This is a genomic window from Kitasatospora sp. NPDC088783 (assembly GCF_044750705.1).
GTDB classification, from domain to species: Bacteria; Actinomycetota; Actinomycetes; order Streptomycetales; family Streptomycetaceae; genus Kitasatospora; species Kitasatospora fiedleri.
Genome location: NZ_JBIVKJ010000004.1, coordinates 644,060 through 660,135, shown reverse-complemented (window position 1 = coordinate 660,135; position 16,076 = coordinate 644,060). Strand labels below are relative to the sequence as shown.

The following is a 16,076-nucleotide window of genomic DNA, read 5'->3' as shown; positions in this document are numbered from 1 at the left end:
CGGTCAGTCCCCGGTGGCGTCGGTGGGGAGGGTGAGCAGTTCGCGGAGCCGGTCGGTGGGGAGCTCGGTCAGCCAGCTCTCCCCGGCGCCGACCACCGACTCGGCCAACTCCCGTTTGCTGTCGATGAGTTCGGCGATTCGCTCCTCGATGGTGCCGGTGCACACCAGCTTGCGGACCTGGACGTCGCGGCGCTGCCCGATCCGGTGGGCGCGGTCGGTGGCCTGGTCCTCGGTGGCCGGGTTCCACCAGCGGTCGAGGTGGACGACCTGGTTCGCGGCGGTGAGGTTGAGCCCGGTGCCGCCGGCCTTCAGCGAGAGCAGGAACACCCCCGGCCCGTCCGGGTCCTGGAAGCGGTCGACGAGTTCCTGGCGGCGCGGCGCGGTGAGCCCGCCGTGCAGGTAGGGGACGGGGGTGCCGAGGCGGCGGCGCAGGTGGGGCTGGAGCAGCGCGCCGAACTCGGCGTACTGGGTGAAGACCAGCGCCCGGTCGCCCGCCGCCAGGGCCTCCCGGAGCAGCTCGACCAGCCGTTCGACCTTGCCGGAGCGGCCGCCCAACGGCGACTTGTCGCGCAGCAGTTGGGCGGGGTGGTTGCAGACCTGCTTGAGCCGGCCGAGGGCGGCCAGCACCGCGCCCTTGCGTTCGACGCCGCGGATGCCGCCGAGGCGGTCGAGCAGGTCGGCGACGACGGCCTGGTAGAGGCCGGCCTGCTCGGGGGTGAGGGTGCAGCGGACGGTGAACTCCTGCTTGGCGGGGAGCTGGCCGCCGATCTCGGGGTCGCTCTTGAGGCGGCGCAGCAGGAACGGCGCGGTGAGCCGCTGGAGCCGGGCCGCGGCGTCCCGGTTGCCGGACTGCTCGATGGGGACGGCGTAGTGCTCGCGGAAGGCTTCGGGGGTGCCGAACAGGCCGGGGTTGGCGAAGTCGAGGACGGTGTGCAGCTCGGCGAGGCGGTTCTCGACCGGGGTGCCGGTGAGCGCGATCCGGGGGCCGGAGCGCAGCGCGCGCAGCGCGCGGGACTGCCGGGCGGCCCGGTTCTTGACGTGCTGGGCCTCGTCGGCGACGACCCGGCGCCAGTGCACGGCGCGCAGCGCGGCGGCGTCGCGCTGGAGGACGCCGTAGCTGGTGACCACCAGGTCGGCGGCGGGGTCGGGCCGGGTCCGGTCGGAGCCGTGGTGGAGCTGGACCCGCAGCCGGGGGGCGAACCGGGCGGCCTCGCGCCGCCAGTTGCCGACCAGCGAGGTGGGGCAGACCAGCAGGACGGGGCCGCGGGCGCCGCGGGCGTGTTCGAGGGCGAGCAGGGCGAGGGTCTGGACGGTCTTGCCGAGGCCCATGTCGTCGGCGAGCACGGCGCCGAGGCCGAGCCGCCCGAGGGCGTCCAGCCAGGCCAACCCGCGCTCCTGGTACGGGCGGAGGGTGCCGGTGAAGCCGGGCGGGGCCGGGGTGCGGTGCGCGCCGGGGAGGCGGCCGAGGCGGCCGGCCAGCAGGTCGCCGAGCGGGCCCTCGGCGTGCACGGCGGTGACCGGGAGGCCGTCGACCACGGCGCCGTCCTCGTGGGCGAGGCGGAGCAGGGCGGCGGCGTCGAGCCGGGGGTCGTCGCGGCGGGCGGCGAGGAAGCGCAGGGCGGCGGCGAGCTGGGCGGCGTCCACCTCGATCCACCGGCCGCGGAACCGGACCAGGCCCGCCTGGGCGGCCGCGATCTCGTCCAACTCCTGCCGGGTGAGAGGCTGTTGCCCGACGGCGAGCTGCCAGCGGAAGTCCAGTACGGCGTCCCGGTCGGCCTGGGCGGCGCGCCGGACGGAGCCGGGGACGGGGGCGGCCTGCGCGGTGGCGGCCAGGCCGAGGCGGGGGCGGCGGTGCCACCAGGCGGGCAGCAGCACGCCGTGCCCGGCGGCGGCGAGCGCGGGGGCGGTGTCGCGCAGGAAGGCCAGTGCCCCGGCCCGGTCGAGGTCGAGGCCGGTGGGGCGGGTGCGGTGCAGGGCGGCCCGCAGCGCGGGGAACGCCCGTGCGGCGCGGTCGAGTTCGGCGCGGTACGCCTCGACCGGGTCGTCCACCGCCCGGGCCAGCGCCGCCGCGCCCGGCCCGTCGGACCAGAGTTCGGCGGCGGGCAGCAGCAGCGAGGGCCGGTCGACCGGGCCGAGCAGCACGTCCAGCCGCCAGGTCTCGTCCACCACGGTGGCGTCCGGGTCGTCGGCGGCGGTGCCGAGCGGCTCGGCGAGCCGGAAGGCCAGCCGGAGGCGGCCTTCCGGCCCGGTGCCGGCCGCGGCGGCGGCGAGGCGGGCGACCTGCGCCGGGTCGGGCGGGGCGGGCAGCCGGGCGTCCGGGCCGCGCAGGGCGGCGACCCAGGCGGGCCCACCGGGGGGCGCCGGTGCGTCGGGCCCGAGCGCGACCCGGGTCTCGTGGTCGGTGAGCGCGTCCAGCACGGTGTCGAACAGGGCGCCGCCGGTGGGCTCGTGGCCGTCCTCGGCGCGGGCGACCGGCGGGCACCCGGCCGCCAGCGCGCGGGCCTCCCGGCGGGCCGCCGGGTCGAACGCGGGCCGCCAGCGGGCCGCCCACCCGCCGGGCTCCGCCACCAGCGCGGGCAGCACCCGCCCCCGCCCGGCCAGCCGCCAGGCCAGGTCGTGCACGCCCGTCAGCCAGCGCAGCGACGCCCCGTACGCGAGCTCCGCCGCCCGGCCGCCGGGCAGCTCGACGGTGCTGCCGGGCCAGTACGGGTCGAACAGCTCGCCGAGCAGCTGCGCCGCCTCCGGCCGGTCGAACAGCAGCGCCGGGACCCGCCACGGCCGCAGCTCCAGGCCCCTGGCGGTGGAACCCACCGGAAGGTCGGGCGAGGGCGTCGGCCGCGAGCCGAGCGTCGGCAGCCGCAGTGTCAGCCAGCGCTCGTCCCCGCGCTCCGCCAGCCAGGCCGGGCCCGGCCCGACCGCCGCGAGCAGCTCCGCGACCTCCCCCGCCGCACACGCGAACGGGTGCCGCGCCCCCTCCACCGCCCGCCCCCGGAACGCCGCGGCGTCCTCCGCCCACACCCCGAGCCGCCCGTCGGCCCGCCACTGGGCGTGCAGGACGTACATCGGGACCTCCGGGGGATCGGGCGCGGACCCTCCAGCTTAGGTCGACCCGCCGACACGCCCCGGAACGCACGGGCGGGGGCGCGGGGAGAACCGCTGCGCGACCGGGCCGCGGCACCTGGGCGCCGGGGAACTGCGCGAGCGACCGGGCACGCACCGCGAGATCGCGGCGAAACGGCAACCGACCGCCCCCACCGCGACCCCGCCGGCGTGCGGCTCCCGCTGCGCGCGGTTCCCCGCCCCCCGTCCGCGCGCTGATGCGCAGGTGACCTCGCGCCCCTGGTTTCGCCCCCCGTCGCCCTCGCGTTTCAGCGCAGGTGGAACACCGGCCCCCGCGGGGTGAACGGCAGCGTCGCGCCGCGCGGGACGAGGTAGGCGTGTTCGCGGCGCGGGACGCGCAGGGTGTCGCAGTCGGTGTCGGTGATGATCAGCAGCGGGGCGGTGGCGGGGAAGTCGGGGGCGCGGGCGAGCAGGTCGACGCCGGGTTGCAGGACGGTGCCGCCGCGGCCGCGGACCCGGACCCGGCCGGCGAGTTCGGCCACCGGCAGGTAGCCCGCGTCGTGGGGGGCGGCGTCGCAGAAGACGACCCGGGCCGCGGGGACGTCGCGGGCGGCGGCGTAGGAGGCGATCGCGCCGAGCGCCTTGCCGAGCAGGACGCGGTCCATCGAGCCGGAGGTGTCGAGCAGGACGCCGAAGGTGCAGCGCGGGGTCTCCTCGTCCGGGTGGTGGCGTCCGGCGCGCGGGATGTCGGGGCTGGCGGACTGCCGGCGGGAGGGGCGGGCGTAGGAGCGCAGCGGTTCGGGGCGGGGGACGAACTCGTCGAACCAGCGGGCGAGTCGGGCGTCCCATGGCAGCGGCGGCTGGGCCAGGGCGCGGATCTCGTCGACCAGCCCGGCGGGCAGCAGGCCGCGGTCGCGGACGTGCAGGTCGAAGCCCTGCTGGAGGCCGCGCCGGTAGAAGTCGTCCAGGTCGACGTAGCCGCGTCCGCCGGTGCGGGGCAGGGGTTCGCCGAGGATGTCGCCGAGGCCCTTGCCGCGCAGGGTGGCGAGGCGGCGCAGGCGGCGCTGGTCGCGGGCGATCCGGTCGTAGACCTCCTCGGCCGAGAGCCCCCTCAACTCCGGGTCGTGGAGCAGCCCTTCGGGCATCTCGCCGATGTCCATCTCCAGCAGCCAGCCGTTGATGACGTAGTCGGCGGCGACGTTGAACAGGTACGGGTCGCGGCCGCCGGCCCGGTCGCCGTGGCGGAGGGCGGCGTGCAGCATCTCGTGGGCGAGGACGAAGCGCCACTCCTCGTCGGTGTGGTGGCGCAGCGGGTTGAGGTAGATCTCGCCGGCTTCGGCGTTGACGGCGGCGATGGTGATGCCGTGGGCGCGGGCGAGTTCGGCGTCGGCGACCAGGGTGAGTCCGGCGGCGAGGCCGCCGAGCAGCGGGTAGCTGGAGACGAACCAGCCGAGGGCGCGTTCCCAGGGGCGCTGCGGGAGGCGGGCGCCGTCGTGGGTCTCGCGGCGGCCCCCGGCGACGTCCATGGCGGCGGAGACGGTGCGGGTGAGGGCGTGGGCGAAGGCGAGGGTCCAGTCCGGCGGGTCCTGGTGCGCGACCCAGCGTTCCAGGTGCTGGTCGGGGCGGTCGCCGCCGGTGCCGCAGGCCCGGTACTCGGCGGGGACGCCGTCGCGGCGCCAGCGGGCGGCGAGTTCCTCCTCGTCGCCGCCGGGCCAGCCGGCGGGCAGGTCGTCGGGGGCGCGGCCGATCGGGAAGGTGGCGAGGAAGCGGTTGACGACGGCGCAGCGGGCGGCGAGGCCGGCGGCGTCGGGCTGGACGCGGGGGCCGCGTTCGGCGGGGAGGTGGCCGAAGCCGAGGTGGAGCAGGGCGTGGGCGAGGGCCCAGGCCCACTCCTCGGGTTCGGCGCGGCGGCGCCGGTTGTGGTGCAGGTTGCCGTGCGAGTCGGCGGTGACCCAGCCGGTGGCGGGGTGCAGCGGGCAGTCCCGCTCGTCCAGCCGGCAGAGTGCGGCGGGGACGGCTGCGAGCGCGGGGTTGCCGGCGACCCTGGCCCGGCCGGCGAGGAACGCGGCCTCGACGGGGTCGACCTTCGCGGGCTCGGCGGCGGGGCGGCGGGCGCGGCTCACCGGCGGGCCTCGACCAGGCGGGGCAGGTCGCGGGCGGCCTCGATCAGGAACCAGGACGGCAGCACGGGGTTGCCGTCGGGCCCGTCGGCGATCACGGTCTGGGCGACCTCGACGGAGATCTCGGCGAGCTGCACCAGCAGCGACTTGGAGCGGTACGCGTGCTGCCGGACGGTCGGCGAGGCGTGCTCCTTGCGGGCGGGCAGCTCCTTGACCAGGCGGCCGCGGAAGGAGTCGGCGAGGTAGTAGAGCAGGTCGCGGTCCTCGATCCGGTGCGGCCAGGAGGCGTCGCCCTTCATGATCGCGTCCAGTCCGTACGCGTTGCGGACGATCTTGGCGTAGCCGCAGAAGGCGACGGCGTGGGCGGGGGTGAGCAGGCCGTGGGCGAGCACCTTGAGGGTGCCCTCGTCGAGGCCGGGGCCGAAGGAGTGCAGCGCGTCGGAGAGCATGTGCCAGGCGCGCGGGGTGGAGAACGGCTCCTCGGTCTTCGGCGGGGCGGACCACAGGTGGTCGGGCCGGTCGGTCAGGTGGTCGGTGATCCACGGGTGGATGCCGTGCCCGGCGGCCCAGCCGAGCCAGTCGTCGGAGCTGGCCCGCAGGTGGACGTGGACCAGGCGGTTGAGCAGCGCGGACGGCATCGGGCGGGCGAGCGCGCCGTCGGTGGCCCGGTTGCCCGCGCCGATCACGATCGAGCCGGGCGGCAGCTCGTAGGTCCCGATCCGGCGGTCGAGGATCAGCGAGTAGAACGCCTTCTGCACGTCGGGGGTGGCGGCGTTCAGCTCGTCCAGGAACAGGCAGTACGGCTGCTCGCGGGCGATCGACTCGGGCGGGCAGAACCGGGAGCGGCCCTCGGGGGTGATCTGCGGGACGCCGATCAGGTCCTCGGGGGCGAGCTGGGTGCCGAGCAGCGAGACGCACTCCAGGCCGAGCGACTCGGCGAACCGGTTGACCAGCGAGGACTTGCCGATGCCCGGTGCGCCCCAGAGGAACACCGGCCGCACGGTGGCGAGTCCGAGCAGCAGCTCGGGGACCTGGGACGGCGAGACGGTGACGGCGGACTGCACAGCTCTCCTGAGGGAGGGGGGTTCGGGGTTCCGGCGGCCAGTCTGGACGGCGGCGCGGGCGGGCGCACCCGGTTTTCCGGCGAGATGGTTCAACTTTCACCATCATGGTTGAAACTTGAACCACATCGGCGTACGGTGAACCGCGTGAACAAGTTGAAGCCTCAACAAAAGGCTTCGATCCCCGTCCCGAGGAGAGCAGCCATGGGCATCTTCAACCGCAGCAAGAACACCGCCGCCACCGCCACCGCCACCGTCCCGGCCGTCCAGGGCCCGGACCTGGCCCACCTGACCGGCGACTACGCCATCGACGCCGCGCACTCCAAGATCGGCTTCGCGGTCCGGCACGCCATGGTCACCAACGTCCGCGGCGAGTTCGCCGAGTACGAGGGCAAGCTGCACCTGGACGGCTCGAACCCGGCCGCGTCCACCGCCGAACTGGTCATCAAGGTCGCCTCGATCAGCACCGGCCAGGCCCAGCGCGACGAGCACCTGCGCACCGGCGACTTCTTCGACGCCGCCGCGCACCCGGAGATCACCTTCACCTCGACCTCCGCCGAGCGGGTCGACGGCGACACCTACCGCCTGCACGGCGACCTGACCATCAAGGGCACCACCCGCCCGGTCGCCCTCGACCTGGAGTTCACCGGCGCGGCCACCGACGTGTACGGCGCCGAGCGGGTCGGCTTCGAGGGCGGCACCACCGTCGACCGCACCTCCTGGGGCCTGACCTACAACGCCGCGCTGGAGACCGGCGGCGTGCTGATCGGCGAGAAGGTCAAGCTGACCCTGGACGTCTCCGCCGTCCGGGCCTCCTGAACCCGCCCGCCCCGGCCGCGCGTCCGGCCGCCCCGGTCCCGCCCCCGCCGTCCCCTCGGCGGGGGCGCCGCCGTCTCCCGCGGAAGGAACGCCGCTCCCGCGCCGCCGCTCCCGGAGCGCTCAGCCGGGCAGCAGCGCCGCGTCCTCGGCCGGCAGCCAACTGCCCGGCGGGCGGCGCAACCAGCCCTCGGCGGCGGCGAGTTCGGCCGCGCAGGCGCGCAGCGCGGCCAGCCCGGGGTGGCGCGACCCCGCGCGGTGCACCAGGCCGAGCAGGCTGAGCGGCACCGGGTCGACCAGCGGACGGGCCACCCCGCCGGGGATGTCGTGCGCCTCGACGGTGGTGAGCACCGGGCTGCCGTGCCGGGCCAGGTAGCGGGCGAACTCGGCCGGCCCGACCGGCGGGGTGCGCCCGGGCGCGGCGGCCAGGCCGTGCTCGGCGAGCAGCCGCCCGCCGAGGTCGGTCCACTCGGCGGTGGCGGGCTGCCCGGCGAACACGTCCACCGGGTGCCCGGCGAGCGCCGCCAGCGGGACGGCGGGCAGCGCGGCCAACGGGTGCCCGAGCGGCAGGAAGACCGCCATCGGCACCAGCCGGACCGGCGCGTGCACCAGCCGGGCCCGGTCGGCGGCGGGCAGCCCGGCGTACCGGCCGAACGAGGCGTCCAGCCGGTGCGCGGCCAACTCCCGCGCGGCGGCGGTGAGTCCGCCGTGGTAGCGGGCCAGCAGTTCGGCCTCCGGACAGCGCCGGCGGGCCGCGGCCAGCACCCGTTCGGCGGTGAACTCCCGCTCCCCGCCGGGGCTGTTGACGTCCACCAGCAGCGCCCGGGTGTCGCCCAGCGCAGTGATCTCGGCCTGGAGTTCCAGCAGTTGGCGCGCCTTCGGCAGCAGCGCCGCGCCCGCCTCGGTCAACTCGACGCTGCGGGTGGAGCGGTGCAGCAGCACGCAGCCCAACTGCCGCTCCAGCGCCTGGACGTCGCGGCTGACGGCCTGCTGGGCCAGGTGCAGCCGCTCGGCGGCGCGGCCGAAGTGCAGGGACTCGGCGACGGCGGCGAAGCTGCGCAGCAGGCGGGGGTGGAGGTCGCGGGGCACGGGCGGAAGATTAACAACAGGAGGCGGTGAATCCGGCGGAGCGGGTGTTGGACGCCCCCGCTCCCCCGCCCCGAGGCTGGAGCCGTCCCCCCACTCCTCGGAGCTCCCCCTTGTCGCTGCCGTCGTCGCTTCCGTCACTGGCGTCACTGCCGTCCCTGGCGCTCGCCCGCTACCGCCCGGTGTTCGCCGCCCCCGGCGCCCTGGCCTTCACGCTGTCCGGGCTGCTCGGCCGGCTCGCCCTGGCGATGAACGGCGTCTCCACCGTGGTGCTGATCGCCGACCGGCGCGGCTCGTACGCGCTGGCCGGGGCGGTCTCCGCGGTCGGGGTGCTGGCGGGGGCGGTGCTGCTGCCGCTGCTGGGCCGACTGGTCGACCGCCTCGGACAGGCCCGGGTCGCGGTGCCCGCGGTGCTGGCCGCCGCGCTGCCGACGGGGGCGCTGCTGCTGTGCGTCCGCTCCGGCGCACCCGCCTGGACGCTCTTCCTGTGCTGGGCGCTGTCCGGCGGCAGCCCCGACCTGGGCGGCATGGCCCGGGCCCGCTGGGCGCACCTGCACCGCGCGGACCCGGCCGTGCTGCACCGGGCCAACGCGCTGGAGCAGTCGCTGGACGAACTGTGCTTCATGGCCGGGCCGGTGCTCGGCATGGCCCTGTGCACCGCCCTCGCCCCCGAGGCCGGGCTGCTCGCCGCCCGGGCGCTGGGCACCGCCGGCACCCTGCTGTTCGCCGCCCAGCGGGCCACCGAACCGCCGCCGGACCGGGCCCCGCACCGGCACCCGGCCGGGGGGCTGGTCCGGACGCCGGGCCTCCCGCCGCTGCTCGCGGTGTTCCTGGCCGCCGGGGTGCTGTTCGGCTCGCTGGAGGTCACCACGCTCGCGTACACCGACGCGCTCGGCCGGCAGGCGGCGGGCGGCGGGCTGCTGGCCCTGGTGGCGGCCGGGTCCTGCGTGTCGGGGCTGGTGTTCGGCGCGCTCCGGCCGCGCCGCCCGGCGGCCCGGCGGCTGGCGCTGGGCACCGGCGCGATGACCGCCCTGATGCTGCTGCCGCTGGCCGCGGGCCTGTCCGGGGCGGGCGTGCCGCTACTGGGCGCGGCCCTGCTGGCGGCCGGATCGGGCACCGCGCCGACCATGGTCAGCGGCATGACGCTGGCCCAACGCCTGCTGCCCGCGCACCGGTTGACCGAGGGGATGGCGCTGGCGGTCTCCGCGATCCTGGTCGGCATCTCCACCGGCGCGACCCTCGGCGGCGCGCTCGCCCAGCACACCACCCCCGGCACCGGCTACCTGCTGCCGGCCGGCGCCGCCGCCCTCGCCCTGCTCGCCGCCACCCGGCTGTCGCGCCGGGACGGCTGTCGCAACGGACCGGCTGACGCAACGGACCGGCTGACGCACCGGTCCGACTGATGCACCGGTCCGACTGATGCACCGGAACGGCTGACGCTCCGTCAGCGCCAGCCGTACGCGTACTCGGGCAGCTCCGTCCCGTCCGGGAAGCGCGCGGTGCCGCGGCCCAGGCGGCGGGCGCCGTGCCGCTCGTAGAACGCGACCGCCCGCGGGTTGGCGGCCAGCACGTCCAGCCGGACGGGCGCCGCCGGGAAGCGGGTCAGCGCGGCGCGCAGCAGGCCGGTGCCGATCCCGCCGCCGGTCCGGCCGGGGCGGACGTACAGCTGCTCCAGCCGCACCACGCCGCCGTCCGGCACCAGGTAGGCGAAGCCGAGCACGGCGCCGTCCCGGTCCTCGGCGAGCAGCAGGACGGGCGTGTCGGCGGGCGTCCCGTAGTCGGCCTCCAGCCGCAGCGTCCAGAGCAGTTCCTGTTCGGCGGTGTCGGCCTCGGCGTCCAGCAGGCCGGCGGGCAGCAGCCCGGCGTACGCGCTGCGGCGGCTCGCGGCGTACAGCGCGGCGACGGCGGCGGCGTCCGGGGCACCGCCCTCGCGCAGGACGGGCGGGGCTGGCGGGCGGTCGGCGGCGGGCATCCGGCCAGCTTCGCACACCTGCTTTCCCTCCGGCGGGCCGCCGCCGGAGGCATTTCGCCGGCCGGGGCTTGAGCGTGCCCGAACCGATGCCCTAGAGTCGCTCACGCATCATTTTGAACGCGTTCGAAAACGCGCTCCCGGCTGCCGGAGGGGAGCCGTCCGCCGTGTCCGCCGCGCCGGACGGCCAGGCACCGGCCCGCGCGGCGGCGTCCACGCGAAGGCGTCCGTCCGATCGAGCCCGTACGACCGACCCGGTGCCGGGGGGCACCGGGCACGTCGTCCGGCTTCCGATTCGCCCTCCCGGTCCCGAGTTGTCCCGGTCCGGGCTAGGCTCGGGCCGGTAGGAGACCGCGACGAAAGCGAATCAGGCGGGGCGAGGTGGCAGGAAACGGCCAGGAACGGGACCGGCAGGTCCCGGTAGGGTCGGGCGGCGTGGACGACGCGAGCGACAGGGACGAACAGGCGGCCGGCCTGCCGTCCGGTGAGCTGGCGGGCGGGCGGGCCCAGCCGAAGACCGACAAGAGCGAGGCCACCCGCGCGCTGATCCTGGAGACCGCGATGCGGCTGTTCCAGGAACGCGGCTACGAGAAGACCACCATGCGGGCGATCGCCACCGAGGCGGGCGTCTCGGTCGGCAGCGCCTACTACTACTTCTCGGCCAAGGAGTTCCTGATCCAGGGCTTCTACGACCGGATGACCCACGACCACGCCGCCGACACCCGGGTCCGGACGGCGCACACCCGCGACTTCGCGGAACGCCTGCAGATCGCCATCGAGTCCTGGGTCGACACCGCCGCGCCCTACCACGAGTTCGCCGCCCAGTTCTTCCGCACCGCGGCCGACCCGACCAGCTCGCTCAGCCCGTTCTCCAACGAGTCCCACCCCGCCCGGGCCACCGCCGTCGAGCTCTTCCGCGAGGTGCTCCAGGGCTCCGAACTCGCCCCCAAGCTGGACGCCGAACTCGTCGACCTGCTGCCCGACGTGCTCTGGCTGCACCTGATGGTCGTCGTCCTCTACTGGGTCTTCGACCGCACCCCCGACACCGAGCGCACCCGCGAGTTCGTCCGCCGCTCCACCCCCCTGGTCGCCCGCCTCATCAACCTCTCCCGCTACCGGGTCTTCCGCCCCCTGGTCCGCGACGCCAAGGGCCTGATCCAGGACTTCGTGCTGCCCAGCATCGGGAAGGGCCTCGTCAAGTAGCCCGGGACTGTCAAGTGGCCCGGCCGGCCGGGCCCGGGGCGGTGCGGGCGGCCCAGAGCGGCAGGACGCGCGGGGGCGGGACCGGGCGGGGGGCCTTGCGGACGGCGATCCGGACGGCGGGGCCGTGGAAGACCGGGAACCTCGGCATGATCGTCCGGTGCAGGGTGCGGACGGACACCGGCCCCCGGTGCCTGGAGCAGAGCGGGAGGGTGTTCGGCCGCCGCACCGGGACGGGCCGCACCGAGAGGACAAGCCGGTCCGGCCGGGCGGGGCGCGGCAGCCGCACCGGCCGCACGGGGGTGACGGGGTCGGTCGGACGGGCCAGCCGGACGACGGGCGGTGCGCCGCCGGAGCGGTGGCGGCCGCCGGCCGGGGCGGACCCGGCGAAGAGCAGCCACGCGCAGGCGAGGACGAGGAGCAGGGCGACGAGGACCACGAGGGCGCCCGCCCAGACGCTGAAAGGGGACATGTCGGAGTCTCCTGGAGGACTTCGGCCGCGCCCCGGGGGCGCGAACGCGCCCACCGGGGCCTCTCGTTCGGCCCGAACGCCCCGAAGGCTAGGAAGGGCGGCGGCAGTTGTCGACCCGCCGGATTCGAACGCGCACCTCCGGGCCGCACTCGCGTTCACCCCTGCGGGAATCTCCGCCGACCGGCTTCCCGCAGCTCACCCGCCGTTCGCCAGGGGTGCGCCCGTCGCGCGCCGATCCCCCGCCACCGCAAAGGTTTTCGACACCTCCGAGGGTGAACTGCGGAGTACCCGGGTTGACGTTCCGCCGCGCGACGGGAACGGGGCGAGGACGGGAGCGGGGGTCAGAAGCCGTCCGGGTTCCACGGGGCGCGGGCGGTGCGCAGCAGGGTGTCGGCCCGGACGGCCGCGCCCGGGGTGTGCTCGGTGAGCAGCGCGGCGTCGGCGAGCCGGGCCGCGTTGCCGCCGCCGAGGTAGAGGCCGCCGAGCTGGGAGACGTCGAGCGCGAGGTCGGCGGGGTCCTCGGTGCGGGCGATCCGGCCGGTGCCGTCGGCGGCGGTCTCCAGCGCCCAGCGCCCGGCCGTCCAGCCCTCGCGGTCGGCGACGTCCAGCACCAGGCGGCCGGGGGCCTCGTAGCGGCGGGCGGCGAACGCGGCGGGCAGGTCGAGCAGCCGCAGCCAGGTGAAGTCGGCGGTCTCCTCGTGCGGCTTGGCGCCGCGCGGGTCGTTGAGCAGCAGCGGCAGCACGTCCCCGGGGCCGAGGTGGGGGGCGATCACCTGGCGCACCCAGTCGACGGAGAAGGCGTACGCCCAGAGCGCGTTGGCGGTCTTCCGGTCCAGCGCGACGAAGTCCCGGACGGTCAGCGGGCAGTCGGGGTACGCGCCGTCCCACTTGTCCTCGACGGTGTAGTTGATCATGCCGGTGAGGGTGCCGTCGGCGGTGCGGTGGAAGGCGGTGAAGCCCTGCTTCCAGTCGAAGCCGGGCAGGTCGACCTCCCCCGTCCGCAGCCGCCACCACGCGTCGGGGCGGCCGATCGCGCCGGGCTGGGTGGGGCGCCAGCGCTCGTGCAGGTCGGGGCCGAACTTGCCGAACTCCTCCAGGGTGGCGAAGTCGATCCGGTGGCCCTCGTGCACCGGCAGACCGGACCGGACGCCGCCGGAGCGCAGCACATCGACCCGCCAGCCCGCCAGCGGGACGGCCGAGCCGAAGCCGAACCGGCCGTAGATGTTGTGCTCGGCGGCGATCAGGATGGCGGCGGCCGAACCGCGCTCGCGGGCGGCGGCCAGGTCGTGCCGCATCATGCCGCTGAGCAGGCCGCGCCGGCGGTGGGTGGAGTTGACCGTGACGCCGGTGATCGCGTCGACCGGCAGCAGCTCCCCGCCGGGCACCGTCAGCCCGGTGTCGAAGCTGCGGAAGGTCGCGACGCAGCGCGGCCGGTCCGCCTCCGGGACCTCGTGGTCGAAGGCCGCCAGCATCCGCCCCGGCTCGAACAGCAGCTCGCGCCACTCCGTCGCCGGGGCGACGTGCGGGCGCATGAACCCGAGCGAGACCGCCCGGTCCCAGTCGGCCAGCTCCTCGTGGGTGATCGGCCGAATCTCGATGCCCCGGTGGGGGCCCTGCTGCGCGTCGTTGCCCATCGGCCCACCGTACGACGCCCCTCCCGGACCGGGCACCCGGTTTTCCCCGCCCTCGCACCCCGCGCCGCACCGGCGGGTCGACCGGGGCCGGTCCCGGGTCAGGGGCGGGCGTAGAAGTCCGGGCGGCCCATGATCCAGAGGCTGGCCTGCTTGATCGCGGCGCCGGGCCGGGGGGCCTCGATCATCTGGTCGCCGCCGAGGTAGAGGGCGACGTGGTAGATGTCGGCGGCACGGCCGGTCCTGGTCCAGAAGACCAGGTCGCCGGGCCGGAGCTGGGCGTAGCTGACGGGGGTGGACTCGGCGTACTGGTCGGCGGCGAAGTGGGTGAGCTGCTTGCCGCCGCGCCGCCAGGCCATCATGGTCAGGCCGGAGCAGTCGTAGCCCTGCGGGCCCTCGCCGCCCCAGATGTAGGGCAGGCCGACGACGGACCGGGCGAAGGCGAGCGCGGCCTCGGAGCCGCCCGCCGACCAGGCGCTCTCGCGCTGCGGGGCGGCGTGGTGCCGGGCGGCCTGGGCGGCGGCGGCCGCCTCGGCCTCGGCCTGGGCCCGGCGGGCGGCCTCCTCGGCCTCGCGGGCGGCGAGGGCGTCGAGGGCCTCCTGGCGCTGCCGTTCGAGTTCGACGGTGGTGTCGCGGGCGGTGGCGAGTTCGGCGAGCAGGGCCTCCCGGCGGCGGCCGATCTCGGCGACCTGCTGCTGCTGGTCGGCGACCCGCCGCTGGGCCTGCTCCTTGGCGGTGCGGACGGTCTCGGCGGCGGTGCGGGCGGCGGCCTCGGCGGTGCGGGCCTCGTCGGCGGCCCGGGCGGCGGCCTTCGCGGTGCGGGTGGCGTCGTCGAGGATCTGCCGGGTCTGGGCGCCGGCGGTGCCGACGGCGGCGGCCCGGCTGGACAGCGAGGCCGTGCCGCTGGCACCCAACAGGGCGTTGATGGCCGAGAGTTGGGGCGAGGCGCCCTGCCGGTACATCTCGGCGAGCAGCCCGGCGGCCCGGTCGACGGCCTCGGTGTGGGCGGCCTCGGCGGCGGTGGAGCGCTCGGCGGCGGCCCGGGAGGCGTCCTGGGCCCGGCCGAGCCGGACGAGTGCGCCGTTGTACGCCTCGACGGCCTGTTCGGCGGCCTGCCCGGCCCGGTCGAGCTCGCCCCGGGCGGCGGCCAGCCGGGCCTCCACGGCGGTGGCGTCGGCGGCCTTGGCGTCGGCCTCGGCCCGGGCCCGGGCGACGTCGTCCGCGCTGGGGAAGCCGGGCTCCGGGTCGTCCGCGGGCGTGGCGGCCGACAGGGCGCCCGGCAGGGCCGCGGACGGGGCTTCCGGCGGTGCTTCCGGCAGGGCCGCGGGCGCGGCGGCGGGGGCGGCGGGGGCGTTCGCGGCGGGCAGCAGCGCGAGCAGGGCGGCGCCGGCGAGGAGGAGGGCGGGGAGGAACCTGCGCGGCACGACGTGGTCCCCTCTCGACGGGTGGCGGCGGGATTCCGACGATCAGCCGGATATCCCATGACGTGACAATCCGGTCACTCCGGTCACGCACCGCAAGATTCTCAGACCTGACGGTGGCTCAGCGCCATCGCCATACGGCCGTGCGGGTGAGATGTCGGATTGTGTGAACGGGCAACTGTGCCGCACCGGGAGGGATGTCCACGAACCTTATCGGTTCGCCGACGCACCACCCCGGTTTTCAACACCCTTCAACGACTCCCCCGCCCCCAGGTCCGCCCCGGCCCGGTCGCGGTGGTCCGCACCCGCCCGGCCCGGACGGTGCGGCGGCGGCGCTGGGCCCGGGCCCGCCGCGCCGGGTCGCCGCCGAGCGCCGCCGCGCCGTCCGGGTGTCCGCCGCCCGGGACGCCCCGGCCCGGGCGGCGCCGGTGGGCGAGCGCCCGGGCGGCCATCCGCTCGGCCACCGCCTGCGCCTTCGGGTGCCCGGCCGGGACCTTGTCGGGCGCCCCGGCGATCAGGTCGAACAGCCAGGTGCGGGCCCGGTCCGTCCGGGCGTGCAGCCGCCGTTCGCGCCGGACCGCGCGGGCCATCCGGCGGGGGCGCCCGGCGTACCGCCAGCGCGCCCAGGGGCTGGAGGGGCGGGCCAGCCGGATCGCGCCGATCCAGGACAGGCCGGGCACCATGATGCCGAGCAGCCCGGTCCAGACCTTGCCCTTGAGCAGCGCGGCCAGGCAGACCAGCGCGTTGACCCCGATCACCGCGACCAGCCCCCAGCGGGTGTCCTGCCCGGGGACGACGCCGAGCGGCACGTAGCCGGTGAGCAGCAGCGCGGTGAGCAGGATGCCGAGGATCACCGCGTCCACCGACTTGCGGCCCTGCTCGCTCCAGTACACGTCGTCCAGGTGCAGGATCAGCGCGAACTCGTCCAGCACCAGCCCGCAGCCGATGCCGAAGGAGAGGCCGAACCAGTCGATCCAGGGGTGCCCGCCGTCGGTGGCGAAGGTGCCGGTGCCGCCGAGCAGCAGGAAGCCGAGGCCGAACACCATGTGGTGGATGTGCAGCCCGCCGGGGGTGATGTTGCCGGGCCACCAGCGGACCTGGGCGCGGATCATCCGGGTGCTGAACCGGATGAACGCGAACGAGGTGATGAACCCGACCAGCAGCAGGAACAGCGGCTGCTTGTGGGCGTCCACGATGTGGTGGCGGTAGCCGTCCAGCAGTGCACTGATCATCGGGTGGT

12 protein-coding genes are annotated in these 16,076 nt (G+C 76.5%); 3 read left to right on the top strand and 9 right to left on the bottom strand.

What is annotated here, in order from left to right:
• Positions 1 to 3: 3 nt before the first annotated feature.
• From ACIP60_RS15500 to ACIP60_RS15490, 3 genes are all read right to left on the bottom strand, one after another.
• Positions 4 to 3,063, bottom strand: a complete 3,060-nt coding sequence (locus ACIP60_RS15500) for an SNF2-related protein (RefSeq protein WP_400684004.1) — start codon at positions 3,061 to 3,063, stop codon at positions 4 to 6.
• Between the two features lie 305 nt (positions 3,064 to 3,368).
• On the bottom strand, positions 3,369 to 5,183 hold the full coding sequence (locus tag ACIP60_RS15495) for a hypothetical protein (protein WP_400684002.1): 1,815 nt from the start codon (positions 5,181 to 5,183) through the stop codon (positions 3,369 to 3,371).
• Positions 5,180 to 6,244, bottom strand: a complete 1,065-nt coding sequence (locus ACIP60_RS15490) for an AAA family ATPase (RefSeq protein WP_400684000.1) — start codon at positions 6,242 to 6,244, stop codon at positions 5,180 to 5,182. Before ACIP60_RS15490 ends, ACIP60_RS15495 begins: the two co-directional genes overlap by 4 nt.
• A 201-nt stretch (positions 6,245 to 6,445) precedes the next feature.
• On the opposite strand from ACIP60_RS15490, the gene ACIP60_RS15485 reads away from it, so the two are divergent.
• Complete coding sequence (locus ACIP60_RS15485) at positions 6,446 to 7,060, top strand: YceI family protein (RefSeq protein WP_400683998.1); 615 nt, start codon at positions 6,446 to 6,448, stop codon at positions 7,058 to 7,060.
• Between the two features lie 120 nt (positions 7,061 to 7,180).
• Here the strand turns inward: ACIP60_RS15485 and ACIP60_RS15480 are convergent, their stop codons facing one another.
• Positions 7,181 to 8,146 carry a LysR family transcriptional regulator gene (locus tag ACIP60_RS15480; protein ID WP_400683995.1) on the bottom strand — a complete coding sequence of 322 codons (966 nt, stop codon included), beginning with the start codon at positions 8,144 to 8,146 and terminating at the stop codon, positions 7,181 to 7,183.
• Positions 8,147 to 8,256: 110 nt separating this feature from the next.
• On the opposite strand from ACIP60_RS15480, the gene ACIP60_RS15475 reads away from it, so the two are divergent.
• Complete coding sequence (locus tag ACIP60_RS15475; RefSeq protein ID WP_400683993.1) at positions 8,257 to 9,546, top strand: MFS transporter; 1,290 nt, start codon at positions 8,257 to 8,259, stop codon at positions 9,544 to 9,546.
• Between the two features lie 41 nt (positions 9,547 to 9,587).
• Here the strand turns inward: ACIP60_RS15475 and ACIP60_RS15470 are convergent, their stop codons facing one another.
• Positions 9,588 to 10,115 carry a GNAT family N-acetyltransferase gene (locus ACIP60_RS15470; protein ID WP_400683990.1) on the bottom strand — a complete coding sequence of 176 codons (528 nt, stop codon included), beginning with the start codon at positions 10,113 to 10,115 and terminating at the stop codon, positions 9,588 to 9,590.
• 432 nt (positions 10,116 to 10,547) lie between these two features.
• On the opposite strand from ACIP60_RS15470, the gene ACIP60_RS15465 reads away from it, so the two are divergent.
• Positions 10,548 to 11,315 (top strand): TetR family transcriptional regulator, encoded by a 768-nt coding sequence (locus tag ACIP60_RS15465; protein WP_400683988.1) that lies wholly within the window; start codon positions 10,548 to 10,550, stop codon positions 11,313 to 11,315.
• 10 nt (positions 11,316 to 11,325) lie between these two features.
• Here the strand turns inward: ACIP60_RS15465 and ACIP60_RS15460 are convergent, their stop codons facing one another.
• The 4 genes from ACIP60_RS15460 to ACIP60_RS15445 all read right to left on the bottom strand — a co-directional run bounded on the left by ACIP60_RS15460 (position 11,326) and on the right by ACIP60_RS15445 (position 16,068).
• Positions 11,326 to 11,784 (bottom strand): hypothetical protein, encoded by a 459-nt coding sequence (locus ACIP60_RS15460; RefSeq protein ID WP_400683985.1) that lies wholly within the window; start codon positions 11,782 to 11,784, stop codon positions 11,326 to 11,328.
• Positions 11,785 to 12,125: 341 nt separating this feature from the next.
• Entirely contained in the window at positions 12,126 to 13,418 is a 1,293-nt protein-coding gene (locus ACIP60_RS15455) for a GNAT family N-acetyltransferase (protein ID WP_400683982.1), read from the bottom strand.
• Positions 13,419 to 13,516: 98 nt separating this feature from the next.
• Positions 13,517 to 14,839: an NlpC/P60 family protein gene (locus tag ACIP60_RS15450; protein WP_400683980.1), complete on the bottom strand. Its 1,323-nt coding sequence runs from the start codon at positions 14,837 to 14,839 to the stop codon at positions 13,517 to 13,519.
• Positions 14,840 to 15,087: 248 nt separating this feature from the next.
• Entirely contained in the window at positions 15,088 to 16,068 is a 981-nt protein-coding gene (locus ACIP60_RS15445) for a hypothetical protein (protein WP_400683977.1), read from the bottom strand.
• Positions 16,069 to 16,076: the final 8 nt, after the last annotated feature.